This is a genomic window from Mycobacterium yunnanensis, from assembly GCF_025823185.1.
Classification (GTDB): domain Bacteria; phylum Actinomycetota; class Actinomycetes; order Mycobacteriales; family Mycobacteriaceae; genus Mycobacterium; species Mycobacterium yunnanensis.
Window position 1 is genome coordinate 1,071,273 of record NZ_JACKVK010000008.1, and the last position, 15,536, is coordinate 1,086,808.

At 66.9% G+C, this 15,536-nt stretch carries 11 protein-coding genes and 1 riboswitch; of the genes, 4 read left to right on the plus strand and 7 right to left on the minus strand.

What is annotated here, in order from left to right; all coding sequences use genetic code 11:
* Nucleotides 1–90 precede the first annotated feature (90 nt).
* The gene (locus H7K45_RS15120) at nucleotides 91–1,494 is read right to left on the minus strand and encodes an OFA family MFS transporter (RefSeq protein WP_263996608.1); all 1,404 of its coding nucleotides are present in this window, start codon (nucleotides 1,492–1,494) and stop codon (nucleotides 91–93) included.
* Between the two features lie 579 nt (nucleotides 1,495–2,073).
* On the opposite strand from H7K45_RS15120, the gene frc reads away from it, so the two are divergent.
* The 3 genes from frc to H7K45_RS15135 all read left to right on the plus strand — a co-directional run bounded on the left by frc (nucleotide 2,074) and on the right by H7K45_RS15135 (nucleotide 6,005).
* Nucleotides 2,074–3,357, plus strand: coding sequence for a formyl-CoA transferase (gene frc, locus H7K45_RS15125; protein WP_263996609.1), 1,284 nt, complete (start codon nucleotides 2,074–2,076; stop codon nucleotides 3,355–3,357).
* 330 nt (nucleotides 3,358–3,687) lie between these two features.
* Nucleotides 3,688–5,076: an OFA family MFS transporter gene (locus H7K45_RS15130; RefSeq protein ID WP_263996610.1), complete on the plus strand. Its 1,389-nt coding sequence runs from the start codon at nucleotides 3,688–3,690 to the stop codon at nucleotides 5,074–5,076.
* Between the two features lie 155 nt (nucleotides 5,077–5,231).
* The gene (locus H7K45_RS15135; protein WP_263996611.1) at nucleotides 5,232–6,005 is read left to right on the plus strand and encodes an IclR family transcriptional regulator; all 774 of its coding nucleotides are present in this window, start codon (nucleotides 5,232–5,234) and stop codon (nucleotides 6,003–6,005) included.
* A 29-nt stretch (nucleotides 6,006–6,034) separates the two neighbouring features.
* Here H7K45_RS15135 and gcl read toward each other — a convergent pair whose 3' ends face one another.
* From gcl to H7K45_RS15150, 3 genes are read right to left on the minus strand one after another with little or no spacing between them, the layout of a single operon-like run.
* A complete protein-coding gene (gcl, locus tag H7K45_RS15140; RefSeq protein WP_276069890.1) occupies nucleotides 6,035–7,810 on the minus strand; it encodes a glyoxylate carboligase in 1,776 nt (591 codons plus the stop codon).
* A 5-nt stretch (nucleotides 7,811–7,815) separates the two neighbouring features.
* Complete coding sequence (locus H7K45_RS15145) at nucleotides 7,816–8,709, minus strand: 2-hydroxy-3-oxopropionate reductase (RefSeq protein WP_263996613.1); 894 nt, start codon at nucleotides 8,707–8,709, stop codon at nucleotides 7,816–7,818.
* Entirely contained in the window at nucleotides 8,706–9,563 is an 858-nt protein-coding gene (locus H7K45_RS15150) for a hydroxypyruvate isomerase family protein (protein ID WP_263996614.1), read from the minus strand. Before H7K45_RS15150 ends, H7K45_RS15145 begins: the two co-directional genes overlap by 4 nt.
* A 337-nt stretch (nucleotides 9,564–9,900) precedes the next feature.
* Here H7K45_RS15150 and H7K45_RS15155 point away from each other — a divergent pair, with 337 nt between their 5' ends.
* Complete coding sequence (locus H7K45_RS15155) at nucleotides 9,901–10,830, plus strand: histone deacetylase family protein (protein WP_263996615.1); 930 nt, start codon at nucleotides 9,901–9,903, stop codon at nucleotides 10,828–10,830.
* Nucleotides 10,831–10,834: 4 nt separating this feature from the next.
* Here H7K45_RS15155 and H7K45_RS15160 read toward each other — a convergent pair whose 3' ends face one another.
* From H7K45_RS15160 to H7K45_RS15170, 3 genes are all read right to left on the minus strand, one after another.
* Nucleotides 10,835–13,153 (minus strand): FdhF/YdeP family oxidoreductase, encoded by a 2,319-nt coding sequence (locus H7K45_RS15160; protein ID WP_263996616.1) that lies wholly within the window; start codon nucleotides 13,151–13,153, stop codon nucleotides 10,835–10,837.
* 132 nt (nucleotides 13,154–13,285) lie between these two features.
* Nucleotides 13,286–13,876, minus strand: coding sequence for an Rv1733c family protein (locus H7K45_RS15165; protein ID WP_263996617.1), 591 nt, complete (start codon nucleotides 13,874–13,876; stop codon nucleotides 13,286–13,288).
* Between the two features lie 102 nt (nucleotides 13,877–13,978).
* Nucleotides 13,979–15,388, minus strand: a complete 1,410-nt coding sequence (locus H7K45_RS15170) for a purine-cytosine permease family protein (protein WP_263996618.1) — start codon at nucleotides 15,386–15,388, stop codon at nucleotides 13,979–13,981.
* Nucleotides 15,384–15,508: riboswitch (TPP riboswitch) on the minus strand. (Overlaps the previous gene by 5 nt.)
* Nucleotides 15,509–15,536 lie beyond the last annotated feature (28 nt).

Here is a 15,536-nt window from a genome sequence, read left to right on the forward strand (position 1 = left end):
GGCCCCGAGACGCCAAACCGGGCGCGGCGGAGTCCTTGACGTCTCTGCCGCGCCCGGGGCGCTGTTTCCTACCCGGAACCCACCCGGGCGCTAGTCCAGCGCGAGTGACGCCGTCGCTTCCCGGTCCTTGCTCTCCGGTCGATCGGTCGGCGTGGTGGTTCGTTCGGAGCCCTTCAGCTGGGGCTGGCGCAGCAGTAGCGAGAGGAAGGCACACACGATGCCCACCGTGCCCGCGATCGTGAACGCGGTGCCGTAACCCCAGTTGCTGACGACCACGGAACCGAGGCCCGCGCCCACCAGGCCGGAGATGACCTTGGAGCTGTAGACCAGACCGTAGTTGCTCGCGTTGTTGTTCTCGCCGAAGTAGTCGGCGGTCATCGCGGCGAACAGCGGGAAGATCGCGCCGCCGCCGAAACCGGACACCATGGACGCCATCAGGAACAGCGGCATGCTGCCGATGGAGCCGGACAGGAACACCGCGTACTGCGACAGACCCAGTACGACGCAGACTAGGATGAGCGTCTCACGGCGTCCGAAGCGGTCGGAGATCCAGCCGATGACACCGCGGCCAGTGCCGTTGATGATGGCCTTGAGGCTCATCGCCAGTGCCACGATGCCGCCCGCGAAGCCCATCTCCTTGCCGAACGGCACCTGCATGGCGATGCCGAAGATGTTGATGCCCGCGGTGCAGAGCAGCACGAACCACATCAGCGGCAGGATGCCGGTCTTGACGGCTTCCATTGGGGTGTACTGCTTCTTGGCCGGTGGGTTCTTCTTCAAGGCGCGAGCGATCCGCGGGTCATTGCTTGCCGTCAGCGGGTCGACGTGTGCGGGCCACCAGTTCTTCGGCGGATCCTTGAAGAACATGCCGGTGAACGCCACCAGGCCGGCGAGGAAGAACCCGATGACGGTCAGCAGCCAGGTGTAGTTGCTGACGTCGAGGTAGCTGGTGAACAAGAAGATGAAGGGCACCGAACCGTAGGCGAACCCGCCGTTGACGAAGCCCGTCTTGCCGCCCTTGCGTTCCGGGTACCACTTGCCGACCATGTTGACGCAGGTCGCGTAGACCACGCCGGCGCCGGTGCCACCGAAGAAGCCGAAGCCGAGATAGGCGATCCAGACGGTGGGCGAGTAGGCCAGCGACAGATAGCCCAGTAGTGAGCCGCAGGCGCCGATCATCATTCCGGCCTTGGCCGACAGGGCGCCACTCTCGCGCATCTTGCCTGCCGGGAACGCGACCGCTGCCTGGAAGAAGACCCACAGTCCCAGCAGCCAGAAGATGTGGCCGCTCTCCCAGCCGTGCGCACCGACCAGTGTGTCCTCCGCGGAGGTGAACGCGTACTCGGACGAGCTGATGGCCATCATCGCGATCCACGGCAGCCAGACCATCCATACCCTGGACCGCCCCAGGATGTCGCGGTCGGTCTCGCCAACCCGGTACACCCGGCCGTTGTCGTCGACGACCTCGCGGTACGCCGGCTGAGCTGTGGTCATGCTGGTCGACCCCCCTGGCTCCATGACGGGGCAGTGGTGGGGTCGGCCGGCCGCCGACTCGGCGGGATCACCACTGACCACGCTCGATGCTTGCTGAATACTGCATACAGGTACATGTGTAACACCAATCACTCGAGAATGGGATAGTGACCACGGTCACAGCGGACGGTATACTACATACAATTCTTCGCGCAACCTTGAGTTGCCCTGGGAGTTTCCTGGTAATCAGGGGTGGCCCGTCCGCCGGTGGTTGAAAGTGGCCATGAGCTCGCATGATTCATATCGTGAAACACGTTGCCAATGGCGGTAATTGAAGCTCGCGCCGGTCCAAACCTGGCGGCAACCCCGTCTTGGGCCGGCGTCGAGACCTTCTCGGCGGGCACGGATGCGACGGGTGCTCCAGCCGCCCGCGGAGGCAAAACGGCCCAAGTTATAGACAGAAAGTTGTTACGTGGGACACACTCTTGGTCTAACGCATACGGTATGCAATCGTGGCCGACGGCGCGTCCGCCCGACTCCTACCGGATGCACGAGGTGCTTTCACGCTCACGCGCCCACCGCGCGGAAGGGATGACGACCATGGATCAGACCACCACCGTCTCCGACGGGCCGGCCCGTGCGCCCGAGTCGTCCGCGGGCAAGGCGTTGTCGGGGGTTCGTGTCCTGGACATGACCCACGTGCAGTCCGGGCCGTCGGCGACGCAGCTCCTGGCGTGGTTGGGGGCCGACGTCATCAAGCTGGAGGCGCCCAAGGGCGGAGACGTCACCCGGAGCCAGCTGCGCGACCTTCCCGGCGCGGACAGCCTCTACTTCGCGATGCTCAACTGCAACAAGCGCAGCATCACCGTCAACATGAAGAGTGACGAGGGCAAGCAGATCTTCGTCGACCTCGTGTCACGCGTGGACATCCTGGTGGAGAACTACGGACCCGGCGTCGTCGACCGCTTCGGCTTCCCCTGGGAGCGTCTGCACGAGATCAACCCGGCGTTGATCTATGCCTCCATCAAGGGGTTCGGCCCCGGGAAGTACTTCGACTTCAAGGCCTACGAGGTCATCGCCCAGGCCATGGGTGGGTCGATGGCCACCACGGGTTTCGAGCACGGGCCGCCGACGGCCACCGGGGCGCAGATCGGCGACTCCGGCACCGGCATTCATCTGGTCACCGGAATCCTGGCCGCGCTCTACCAGCGCACCAACACGGGTCGGGGTCAGCGCGTGGAGGTGGCGATGCAGGATGCCGTCCTCAACCTGTGCCGGGTGAAGCTGAGGGATCAACAGCGGCTCGCGCACGGCCCCCTTCCGGAGTACCCGAACGAGCACTTCTCCGACGAGGTCCCTCGATCAGGCAACGCCTCCGGCGGCGGGCAGCCCGGCTGGGCCGTCCGCACCAGCGGCGGCGGTCCCAACGACTACATCTACGTCATCATCCAACCCCAGGTGTGGGCGCCGTTGGCGGTTCTCATCGGACGGCCGGAGCTGGCCGACCATCCCGACTGGGCGCGGCCCGAGGACCGGCTCGACAAGTTGGACAAGGTCTTCGCGCTCATCGAGGACTGGTCGACCGAACTCACCAAATGGCAAGCGCTGACGGCACTCAACGCCCTCGGCGTCCCGTGTGGGCCCGTGCTCGGGACCAAGGAGCTCATCGAAGACGAGACGCTCGCCGAGCTCGGCTCGATCGTCACCGTCGACCATCCCGAGCGGGGTGAGTACAAGACCGTGGGCTCGCCTTTGCGGCTCTCGGACTCCCCGGTCGAGATCGTCAGGTCCCCGTTGCTCGGGGAACACACGGACTCCATCTGTGCGGAGCTCGGCTACTCACCAGATCAACTCGAGCAGTTCAAGAGCGTCGGGGCCATCTAGGTCCCGAGCGGGCCATCCGCCCGCGCCACCTGCACGTCCACGGAACCCGAGAGTGAAGGGTCACGATGCCCATGAGTTGAACCCGTTAGCAGGCACGGCAGACGTCGTGCTTCTTCAACGGTCGCCGAGAGTCGCCACGAGCCTTCGATCGCGAGGTCGAGGACGGTTGCGACGCTGCGCCGTGTCTTTGGCGCGCGCGCCGGACCGCCTGTGCGGGGACCCACCCCCGTGCGGTGCGCGAACGGACCGCCCAGATGTTCGCCGCGAAAACCCAACGCGAGACGGCATCGAGGAGAGAGCCTGAACCCATCGTCAGAAAGAGAATGAACCATGTCCTCAACACTCGCAAGTCATCGCGAGGTCACTGACGCGAACGACCGCGTCTACCGCATCGGAGAGACCGACCACCAGTTGCTGGGCCGATCCCGGGCCTGGATGGTCTGGTTGCCCTGGGCCGCCATGATGGCAGTCAGCGTCTACGAGTACGGGTACGGCGCCGCTCAAGCTGCCGTCCGAGAAGCCCACGGCTGGACGATGTCCGAGACATTTTGGCTGCTGTCCATCTGGGCCTTCTTCCAGGCGTTGATCGCCTACCCGGCAGGAAAGCTGCGTGAGAAGGGCGTGGTCTCCGCGCGCGCCGCCATGCTCGCGGGTGCGGTGCTGTCCGCGGTCGGCTTCGTCAGCCTCACCCAGGACAGCATCGTTCTCGCGTTCCTCGGCTTCGCGCTCTGCGGAGGCGTCGGCGCGGGTCTGGTCTATGCGACCTGTATCAACATCGTCGGCAAGTGGTACCCCGAACGGCGAGGCGGCAAGACCGGTTTCGTCAACGGCGGGTTCGCCTACGGTGCGGTTCCGTTCATCTTCATCTTCAGCTACGCGCTGCACCCGAGCACCTACGTCTGGGTCCTCGACCTCGTCGCCGTGTACATGCTGATCGTCGTCGCGGCGTGCGGGATGTTCTTCCGGGACCCACCGAAGAACTGGTGGCCCGCCGACGTCGACCCGTTGGAATGGGCCAACAGCAAGAAGGGGGCGGCCAGCCTCAAGCGCAATCCGCCTGCGGTGCGGCAGTACACGCCGATGGAGGCCGTCAAGACCGGCATGCTGCCGCTGATGTGGCTGTCCCTTGGCATCAGCGCGGGTGTCTCGCTGTTCGGCATCAGCTACATGGTCCCCTTCGCCAAGGAGCTGGGCTTCGGGCCGTTGATCGCCGCGTCCTCGGCCGGTGTCCTGTCGGTGGTCAACGGCACCGGCCGCACCCTGACCGGATTCGTCTCCGACCGGCTCGGCCGCAAGCAGACGCTGCTGATCGTGCTGCTGGTGTCAGCGGTGTCGCTGGTTGGTCTGCTCTACGCGGGTAAGGCGCACAACGAGATTGCGTTCCTGTTCTTTGCGTTCCTGGTGGGATTCGGCGGTGGCGCCTTCTATCCGATGTTCGCCTCGCTGACCCCGGATTACTTTGGAGAGAACAACAATGCCAGCAACTACGGCCTGATCTACAGCTCCAAGCTCCTGGGATCGGTGGTGGGCATCGGTGTCGGTGCCAGCGTGATCGACGCCTGGGGTTACGGCGGGGCCTATTGGCTGGCGGCCACCAGCGCACTGGTCTCCGCCGGCCTCGCCCTCTTCCTGAGGCAGCCGGGGCGCACCGGTCAACCCACGGTGACGCCGAGCACGACGCCGGCGACGGCGAGGGTACCGGCCGCGGCGTCTGACTGACCGTGCTCCGACGAGCGGCCGAGGGGATCTCTGCACGACGCGATCCCCTCGGTCGCTTCGTCGACTGTGCAGGGTCACTACGATTTCACGATGCGAAACGAACGTGTCGCCGAGCGGAGTGACCGCTTGGCCGAGGCGGGGACGGAGGTTCGTCGATGACAGAGGAGGCCGGGGCGGCACGCGGCGGAGTTCAGTCGGTCGAGCGAGCCTTCGAACTGCTGGAGATCCTCGCCGCCGCCGGGCCCGCCATGGCGTTCGGCGATCTGGCGGCGCGCGCCACGCTGCCCCAACCGACGGTGCACCGGCTGGTGCGGACGTTGCTCGACCTAGGTTACGTTCGACAACTGCCCAACAGACACTATGCGTTGGGACCCAGGCTCATTCGGCTCGGCGAGAGTGCGGCCCGACTCGTGGGAACGTGGTCGCGCCGTCACTTGGCCGGCCTGGTGGAACGGACGGGGGAGAGTGCGAACATGGCCGTCGTCGACGGCGACATGGCGGTCTACGTCGCGCAGGTGCCCTCGCCGCACTCCATGCGCATGTTCACCGAGGTCGGCAGGCGCGTGCATCTGCACTGCACGGGAGTCGGCAAGGCGCTGCTCATGCAGATGCCCGATGACTCGATCCTCGCCCTGCTCAAGCGGACTGGGATGCCTGCAATGAGTGCGAATACCCATGTGACGGCACCGTCGCTGATGCGCGACATCGAACTGAGCCGCGTTCGCGGGTACGCCGTCGACGAGGGTGAGCAGGAGCTCGGCGTCCGCTGCTTCTCGGTGCCGGTACCCCATGCCCCCAACCTCACGGCCATCTCGGTGTCGGGACCGGGGTCACGCCTGACACTGGCGTCAGCGACGACGGTGACGCCATTGCTCGAGCGGGTGGCCCGCGAATTGGGCGCAGAATACGACGGGGAGGCGGCTGGGTAGCCGCCTCCCCGTCGTATGACTCCCTCGACTCAGTCGAGCATCAGTGCGGCGGCCGATGGTGCGTCGTCGAGGGTGTCGGCCAGGTCGTTGAACTCGACGACGTTGTCGAGTTCGGTGCCCATCGCGATGTTGGTGACCTTCTCCAGGAAGATCTCGACCACCACGGGCACCTTGTGTTCCTGAGCCAGGCGCTGCGCCCGCTCGAGGGCCGGGGCGATGTCCCCGGGCTCGACCACTTGAATGGCCTTGCAGCCCAGTCCTTCGGCAACGCGGAGGTGGTCGACGCCGTAGCCCTTGGGCGCCTCGGTGTCGTTCTCCTGGGAGTTGATGTTGTCGAAGGCCAACGACACGTGGTAGTCCATGTCGAACCCGCGCTGTGCCTGACGGATCAGACCCAGGTAGGAGTTGTTCACCAGGACGTGGACGTAGGGCAGGTTGAACTGGGCGCCGACGGCGAGTTCTTCGATGAGGAACTGGAAGTCGTAGTCGCCGGAGAGCCCGACCACCGTGGCCGACGGATCCGAGGTGACGACGCCGAGTGCGGCGGGAATGGTCCAGCCCAGCGGACCGGCCTGACCGCAGTTGATCCAGTTCCGCGGTTTGAAGACCTGGAGGAACTGGCCGCCGGCGATTTGGGACAGACCGATGGCCGTGACATAGCGGGCGTCGCGGCCGAACACGCGGTTCATCTCCTCGTAGACCCGCTGCGGCTTGATCGGCACGTCGTCGAAGTGCGTCTTGCGGTGCATCGTCCGCTTGCGCTCCTGGCAGTCCCGAACCCAGCTGCTCCACGTCGGCAGGGTGCCCCTGTCCTTGGCGGCGGCGACCAGCTGCTCGAGTGCGGCCTTGGCGTCGGAGACGATGCCGAGGTCGGGGGAGAAGACCCGGCCGATCTGGGTGGCCTCGACGTCCACGTGGACGAAACGCCTTCCCTTGCGGTAGGTGTCGAGTCCGCCGGTGTGGCGGTTGGCCCAGCGGTTGCCGATCCCCAGCACGAAGTCCGAGGCGAGCATGGTCGCGTTGCCGTAGCGATGGGCGGTCTGCAGACCCGCCATTCCGGCCGCCAGCCGGTGATCGTCGGGAATCGTCCCCCAGCCCATCAGGGTCGGCACCACGGGGATGTTGAGCGTCTCGGCCAATTCGACGAGCAGATCACTGGCGTCGGCGTTGATGATGCCGCCGCCGGCGACGATGAGTGGCCGCTGCGCCGTCACCAGCATGTCCAGGACCTTCTCGGCCTGTCCTCGGGTTGCGGCCGGCTTGTACAGGGGCAGCGGCTGATAGGCCTCCGGGTCGAAGTCGATCTCAGCGAGCTGGACGTCGATGGGCAGGTCGATCAGGACCGGACCTGGTCGACCGGAGCGCATCAGGTGGAACGCCTTGGCGAAGGCGCCGGGCACCTGGCCCGGTTCCAGGACCGTCATCGCCATCTTGGTCACCGGCGCGGCGATGGCGGCGATGTCGACGGCCTGAAAGTCCTCCTTGTGCAGCCTGGCGACGGGCGCCTGGCCGGTGATGGCGAGGATGGGAATGGAATCGGCTGAGGCGGAGTACAAGCCGGTGATCATGTCGGTCCCCGCGGGCCCGGAGGTACCGATGCAGATGCCGATGTTGCCTGCGGCGGCTCGGGTGTATCCCTCGGCCATGTGGCTGGCGCCTTCGACGTGTCTGGCGAGGATGTGCTTGATTCCCCCGTGGGCACGCATCGCCGAGTAGAACGGGTTGATCGCTGCCCCTGGCAAGCCGAACGCCTGCGTGGCGCCCTCGATCTCGAGGATCCGCACCGCCGCGTCGACGGTGCGCATGCGGGTCACTTCGCCGCCTCGGTGTTCGTGCCGGACAGCCGCTCCACGCCAAGCAGCAGCGCGGAGTGGTCGAGGCCGCCGTCGCCGTTGGCGATCGCCGAGGCCATCAGCTGCGCCACGACGGCGCCCAGCGGGATGACCACGCCGGCCTCGCGGGCCGCCGAGGTGACGATGCCCATGTCCTTGTGGTGCAGGGCCACCCGGAAACCGGGATCGAAGTTGCGCGACAACATCTTCGGCGCCTTCTGGTTGAGCACCGCCGATCCCGCCAGGCCGCCACCGAGCACCTCGACGGCGGCGTCGATGTCCACGCCGTAGGCGCGCAGGAAGGTGATGGCCTCGGCCAGCAGTTCGATGTTGCCCGCCACGATCAGCTGGTTGGCCGCCTTGACGGTCTGCCCCGAACCACTGGGGCCGACGTGGGCGATGGTCTTTCCGACGACGTCGAGAATGGGCTTGGCCGAGGCGAAGTCGGCTTCGGAGCCTCCCACCATGATGGACAGGGTGGCGTTGACGGCGCCGGGCTCGCCGCCGGAGACGGGGGCGTCGACGATGCGCAGACCGCGTTCTGCCGCGGTCTTGGCCAACTCGGCGGTGACGTCGGGACGGATCGAGGAGAAGTCGATCACTATAGTGCCGGGTTGGGCGTTGGCGAACACCCCGTCCTCGGGAAGCAGGACGGCCTGGACGTCGGGGGAGTCGGGGACCATGACGGCAACCACGTCGGCGTTCTTGACGGTCTGCTCGATGGAGTCGGCGGACGACCCGCCCGCCTCGACGAGGGCCTGCATGCGTTCGTGGGAGCGGTCGTATCCGATGACGGTGTGCCCGGCCGCGACCAGGTGCCGCGCCATGGGGCCGCCCATGATGCCCAGTCCGATGAAGCCGATGGTGCTCACGAGATCCTCGTTTCTTGTTGCTGCGAAAGGGTGTCGATGTTCACTGCGTCGGCTCCGCGCTCCTCGCGAGGCAGCCAGTCGAAGGTGTCGGGCCGAGTGGCCTTGTATTCCAGGCCGAGGTAGCCGGCGTAGCCGCCGTCGGCGAGCTCGTGGACCTGCCGGGCCAGGGCCACCTCGCCGGTGCCCGGCTCGCCACGTCCGGGCGAGTCGGCGATCTGTACGTGCCCGATCCGGCTGCCGTACTCGCGGATGACCGCCGAGGTGTCGTCGCCGTTGACGTGCAGGTGGTAGAGGTCGGCGAGCAGGCGCAGATTGGTGGTGCCGCTCTCGGCGTTCACCCGGTCGACGACGCCGATCGCGTCGGCGGCGGTCTTGATCGGGTAGCGCGGGGCGCCGCTGACCGGCTCGACCAGTACGACCGCACCAATCCGGTCTGCCGCCGCCGCGGCGAAGGCCAGGTTGTCGGCGGCGACGTCGTCTTGGGCGGACGGGGTGAACGCGTCGTCGCGGTTGCCGTAGAGCGCGTTGAAGGCTCCGGTGCCGAGCGTGTCGGCGATGTCGACGGCAATGGCGACGTTGTCGCGAAAGGCGCTCTGCAGCTGGGGGTTCGACAGGATGCCGCGGTCACCGGCGGGCATGTCCCCGGCGGCGAAGTTGAGTCCGGTCAGCGTGACCCCGGCGTCCTGAATGGCCCGGATGAACGCCGTGACCTCCGTCTCCGACGGCGTCGGGGTGGCGAACGGCCACCAGAATTCGACGGCGGTGAAGCCGGCGTCCCTGGCGGCGCGTGGCCGATCCAACAGCGGGAGGTCGGTCAGCAGGATCGAGCAGTTGACGGTGTAGGTGGCCTTCACGACGGCGTGCCCTTCGTTATGCGATGCGCTGGTGATGAATTCCGTAATGCGGAATGAAGTTCTCACTATCGAATGCGAGTGAACGCCCGCCGGAATTGGTTGTCAAGAAATCTCGCCTCGCGATACCGACTGGGAATCGGTTGATAACTGCGGTGAATCAGTATGTCCGACAATGACTTACGCGCGCGTGTCGAGCTCGGCGCGCGGACATCCGACCCGGCGGGTCGGACGATCGGGCGGGTGCCCGGCCTGGCGCGACATGGACCTCGAGATGCTGCCCGGCTAGTATTGCATACAATATCCGCTTCACGAAGACCTATTCGACGGGAGTCCGGGCGTGCCCACTCTGCTGGTCCACCACGACGCGTTCGCCAATCACCAGACCTCGGCGGGGCATCCCGAGCGGCCCGATCGCTACCGCACCGTGAAGACGGCCCTCGGGCAGCCGCGGTTCGACGACTTGGTGCGCGACGAGGCTCAGCTCGGCGCCCTCGACGCCACGCGCTACGTGCACACCGACGCCTACGTCGACGCGCTGGAGGGCGCGCGGCCCGCAGAGGGCTTCGTCTATCTCGACGGCGGCGACACCATGATGGAACCCTCGACCTGGGAAGTGGTCCTGCGGGGTGTCGGCGGCACGATCCAGGCCGTCGACCAGGTCGCGTCGGGGGGCGTGCAGAATGCGTTCGTCGCCTGCCGGCCGCCCGGGCACCACGCCGAGACCGACCGGGCCATGGGCTTCTGCCTGTTCAACAACATCGGCATCGGGGCCCGCCACGCCCAACTCAAGCACGGTCTGGGCAGGGTCGCGATCGTGGACTTCGACGTCCACCACGGCAACGGCACCCAGGAGATCTTCTACTCCGATCCCGACGTGCTCTACGCCTCCACCCACCAAATGCCGTGGTTCCCCGGCACGGGCGAAGTGCGGGAGACGGGCGTGGGAAACATCGTCAACACCCCACTGGCCGCCGGCGACGGCGGGGCCGAACTTCGCGCCGCATTCACCGACCGGATCTTGCCCGCGCTGGATGCGTTCTCGCCCGAATTGCTCATCGTGTCAGCCGGTTTCGACGCACATGAGCGTGATCCTCTCGGCTCGCTGTGCATGACCGCCGACGACTTCGCGTGGGTGACGCGCGAGCTGATGGTGGCAGCCGAGCGGCACTGCGACGGTCGGTTGGTGTCGGTGCTCGAGGGCGGTTACGACCTCCAAGGGTTGCGGGAGTCGGTCAGCGCGCACGTCGCCGAGCTGATGCGCGGCTGATCGGTCAGCGTCCCATCGCGGCAGTCTCGATCGATGCGGTCGTCGTCTCGGCCACGCTTCCCGTCGGGACCAGTCGGACGAAGACACCCTTCGAGGTGGGGGTGTTGCTGACGTCGGCGACGCTGTCCAACGGGACGAGCACGTTGGTCTCGGGATAGTACGAGGCCGCCGACCCGCGCGCCGACGGGTACGCCACCACGCGGAAGTCCTTGGCGCGCCGCTCGATCCCGTCCTCCCAGGTGCTGACGAGGTCGACCATCTGGCGGTCGGTGAGGCCCAATGCGTCGATGTCGGCCGGGTTGACCAGCACGACGTGACGACCGTTGTGAATACCGCGGTAGCGGTCGTCGAGCGCGTAGGGCACCGTGTTCCACTGGTCGTGAGACCGCATGGTCTGCAGGACGAGATGGCCGTCGGGTACTCGAAGGCGATCGAAGGTGTTGCTGGTGAACACCGCCTTGCCCGACGCGGTCGGGTAGCGATGCTCGTTGACCGGATTGGGCAGCCGGAAGCCGCCCGGCTCGCGGACCCGCTCGTTGAAGTCCTCGAAACCGGGTACGACACGCGAAATCCGTTCGCGGATCAGGTCGTAATCACCCTCGAAGCTCTCCCACGGTACGGTCGAGTCCTCGCCAAGGGTCCGGCGGGCCAGTCGCGAGACGATGGCCACCTCGCTGAGCAGGTGCTCCGACGCCGGCTGCAGGCGGCCATGAGATTGGTGGACGATGCTCATCGAGTCCTCCACCGTGACGAACTGCTCACCGGTGCGCTGGACGTCGCGGTCACTGCGCCCGAGCGTCGGAAGGATCAGCGCGGTGTCCCCGCACACGGCGTGGGAGAGGTTGAGCTTCGTCGACACGTGCGCGGTCAGCCGGCACCGCCGCATCGCCCGCTCCACGAGCTCGCTGTCCGGGGTCGCACGCACGAAGTTCCCCGCGAAGCCCATGAAGACCTTGGCCTTGCCGTCGCGCATGGCACGGATGGAGTCCACTGCGTCCAGCCCGTGATGACGCGGTGGGGTGAACTCGAATTCGCGGCCGAGTGCGTCGAGGAACGAGTCGGGCATCCGCTCCCAGATGCCCATGGTTCGGTCGCCCTGGACGTTGCTGTGCCCACGGACGGGGCACACGCCCGCGCCCGGGCGGCCCAGGTTGCCGCGAAGCATGAGGAAGTTGACGATCTCGCGGACCGTGGCGACGCCGTGCTTCTGCTGCGTGACGCCCATCGCCCAGCAGACGATGATCTTCTTGCTCGCCAGCACGCGTTCGACGACCTGGTCGACGTCCTCGAGGGACAGCCCGGTGGCAGACAGGACGTCGTCCCGGTCGACGTGTCGGGTGTGTTCGGCGAACTCGGCGAAGCCGGTGGTGTCGTTGGCGATGAACTCGTGGTCGAGCACGGTGCCCGGGTTGGCGTCCTCCGCCGCGAGCAACCGGGCGTTGATTGCCTGGAAGAGGGCGAGGTCGCCGCCAGGCTTGATGTGCAGGAACTGGTCGGCGATCGTGGTCCCGCGGCCGACGATGCCCCTGGCCTTCTGCGGGTTCTTGAAGCGGAGCAAGCCGGCCTCGGGGAGCGGGTTGACGGCGATGACGTGGCCACCGTTGCGCTTGGTTTCCTCCAGCGAGGACAGCATCCGCGGCATGTTGGTGCCGGGGTTGATGCCGACGGCGAAGACGAGGTCGGATTCCTCGATGTCCTCCAGGCTGACGCTGCCCTTGCCGATGCCGAGTGATTCCCCCAGCCCGGAGCCGCTCGACTCGTGGCACATGTTGCTGCAGTCGGGAAGGTTGTTGGTACCCAGGCTTCGAACGAACAGCTGCAGCAGGAACGCGGCCTCGTTGCTCAACCGGCCCGAGGTGTAGAACAGCGATTCATCCGGTGAGTCCAGGGCGCGCAACTCGTCGGCCAGGATCGCAAAGGCGTCGTCCCAGTCGATGGGTTCGTAGTGGTCGGAGCCGGGCCGCTTCACCATCGGTTCGGTGAGACGGCCCTGGTCGTTGAGCCACATGTCGGACTTGGTCGCCAGGACGGAGACGGGGTGGTCGCGGAAGAACTCCCGGGTGATCCGGCGCGTGGTGGCCTCGTCGTTGACATGCTTGGCGCCGTTCTCGCAGTACTCGCTGAAATGGCGCTTGCGCGGCTCCGGCCACGCGCAGCCCGGGCAGTCGACGCCGGTGGCTTGGTTGATGGTGAGCAAGTTCAGCGCCGTGCGCCGAAGCGACGTGTGCCCGAGGGAGAACTCCAGTGCGTGCATCACTGCGGGCACCCCGGTGGCCCACTCCTTGGGGGCCTTGACGGTGAGTTCGTCGTCGCGGGCAGTCATCTCGTCGCGGTCCTTCCTGGCCTTGGAGCGGATCGCCGGACGGCGTCATCCACATACAGTATGCAGTATGTGTATACGAAAACTGTTGGAACGCCCCAGGGATCGTGGGTGCGGCGACGTGGCCGCGGTGCGTCAGGGCCGATGGGGCGCGGGTCCATCGACGTCGTCGACCAAGGCCCGCAGGCCGCGCTCCCACTTTCGGTCGCGCGCACGGTTGACGGCCATCTGAAGCATGGCGACGCCCACGCCGATCACGGCGGCGAGACCCAGCCACACGATCGCGGCCGTGCCCATTGCGACGACACGGGCGTCGGCGTCGGTCAGCGGGGGTGTGGTCGGCTTGCCCGCGTCGTCGAGCCAAATTCGCACCGGCTGACCAGCCTTGACCGGCTGCTCGAGCTTCGTGTAATCGTCATGGGCGCCGTCGCGCGCCGTCCAGCGCACGTGGGCGAGGAATGAGGTCGACCCCGACTCGATCTGCGTCGGATCGGCGGTGCTGTCGCTCATCGCGATGGCCTCGGCCGGATGACGGGTCGCGGCCTCCGCCGCGATGGTCTGCGCGCGAGCGGTGTAGCCAACCTGACCCACCGCCACTGCCGGCGCGATCGCCGCGATCATCGCGGCGAATCCGATGACCAGCCCCCACGCGTGCACACGATCCGCTCGGCGGAGCAGCGGACCGCGGCCGAGCGCACACGTGACCCACCATCGGAGGGGGTTCATGGGCGCCGACGAAGGAGTCTCGTAGCTCGCGGCGTTCGTATACATAATGCAATGGTCCCGCAACACCTGGTCTCGCCGCTAGTGGGCTCAGCGCGACATCTCTCACATGGGTGTTTGGTCACAATTGGCGTCCGACGTGACCTGGGCCGGCGAACGTCGAGTCAACCACCGCGACGCACCGCCGACCACCAACGTCAGCACGGCCGCCACGATGAACGAGAAGACCGACGCACTCATCCACGGCCGGGCGGTGAAGCCGATCGCTTGGGCGACGTCGCCCCACGCCCGCGCCCACCAGCCGACCTGCCCGGGATAGATCAACTGGTAGGTCACGAAGCCCAGCGCCCATGGCAGCAACATCAGCCAGCGCGACGCGGAATTCGACGTCAGATCCCATCCTCGCCGGCCCGAGAAGCAGTAGTAGTCGACGGTGAGTGTCGCGAACAACGGCACGAACACCGAACCGATCAACGACAGGAAACTGGCGTAGCCGTAGATGTTCACGCCGAGTGCCAGCACCGTGATGAGGACGCCCACCACCACCGCGACGTACCGGCGGTCCCAGCGGGGACGCACGTTCTGCGTCGACACGGTGGCCGAGTAGACGTTGGCGAACGACTGGTCCATCTCCCGAATGGCGAGCACGGCGAAGGCCAACCCACCCAGCGGGACGGCGATGAACGCGGCGAAGATCTGGTCGCCGTCGGCGGCCACGGTGACCAGCGCGAGCAGGCCGAGCGCGTAACAGGCGATCTGAGTCAGCCCATATCCGAAGAAGGCGCCGGTGAAGGCCGCCGCCGAGCTACGGGAATGGCGGGCGTAGTCGGCGGCCATCGGCACCCAGGACACCGCCACGGCCACGGTCACGTCGACGCCGACGCTGAACCCCGTCCACGTGCCCTCGGTCAGCGGAGGCATCGGCTTGGCCAGGAGCTGAAGGAACAGGTAGGCCAGTGCGACGACGACCGCAACGGTCACGTACTTGCGCAATACGCGCACCGCGCCAAGCGGATACAGCGACAGCACGGTCGTGATGACGCCACCCACCACGACGAACGTCCACTGCGGTACCGCGGGCAGGACGGTGGCGGCCGCCGTGGAGATCGTGACCAACTCGAAGGTGCCCCACCCGACCATCTGTACGACGTTGAGCACCGTCGGCAGGTAGGACACCCGCGCGCCAAGCAGACCGCGCAGCAGAACCATTGCCGGCGCGCCGGTTTGGGCTCCCGGGATCGCCGAGGCCGCGATCGCGGCGGCGCCGAGCACCGTGCCGACGACGGTGGCGAGCAGCGCCGCCGTCAATGACAGCTGCGGCGTCCCGGGTCCGCCTGGCTGCAGAACCACTGCCGCGCCGGTGAATCCGAGCAGGCTGACCCCGAGGTTGCCCCACAGGCCCAACTGATCGAAGACGCCGAGCACGCGTGGTGCGGGTTCGACCAGGGTGGGCGGGACCTCACCGGCGGACCCACGCAGGCTGGATGGACGAATACGGCGTACGACGACCGACATCGAAGCTCACTCTCCCTACGCCGGCATTACCCGGTCAGGTTCAAGCGGTCGGTGGCTCGACAGCCACCCTCTCAGCCCGGTGTCTCCGAGCTCCCGCGTCCTAGCCCCGCGAATGTAGCGCATGCCCGGCAGGCGCGCAGGCCCATCG

Excerpts from the sequence above, each read along its gene's own strand:
- H7K45_RS15120 (WP_263996608.1), bottom strand. The coding sequence starts at position 1,494 with ATGACCACAGCTCAGCCGGCGTACCGCGAGGTCGTCGACGACAACGGC.
- frc (WP_263996609.1), top strand. The coding sequence starts at position 2,074 with ATGGATCAGACCACCACCGTCTCCGACGGGCCGGCCCGTGCGCCCGAG.
- H7K45_RS15130 (WP_263996610.1), top strand. The coding sequence starts at position 3,688 with ATGTCCTCAACACTCGCAAGTCATCGCGAGGTCACTGACGCGAACGAC.
- H7K45_RS15135 (WP_263996611.1), top strand. The coding sequence starts at position 5,232 with ATGACAGAGGAGGCCGGGGCGGCACGCGGCGGAGTTCAGTCGGTCGAG.
- gcl (WP_276069890.1), bottom strand. The coding sequence starts at position 7,810 with ATGCGCACCGTCGACGCGGCGGTGCGGATCCTCGAGATCGAGGGCGCC.
- H7K45_RS15160 (WP_263996616.1), bottom strand. The coding sequence starts at position 13,153 with ATGACTGCCCGCGACGACGAACTCACCGTCAAGGCCCCCAAGGAGTGG.
- H7K45_RS15165 (WP_263996617.1), bottom strand. The coding sequence starts at position 13,876 with ATGAACCCCCTCCGATGGTGGGTCACGTGTGCGCTCGGCCGCGGTCCG.
- H7K45_RS15170 (WP_263996618.1), bottom strand. The coding sequence starts at position 15,388 with ATGTCGGTCGTCGTACGCCGTATTCGTCCATCCAGCCTGCGTGGGTCC.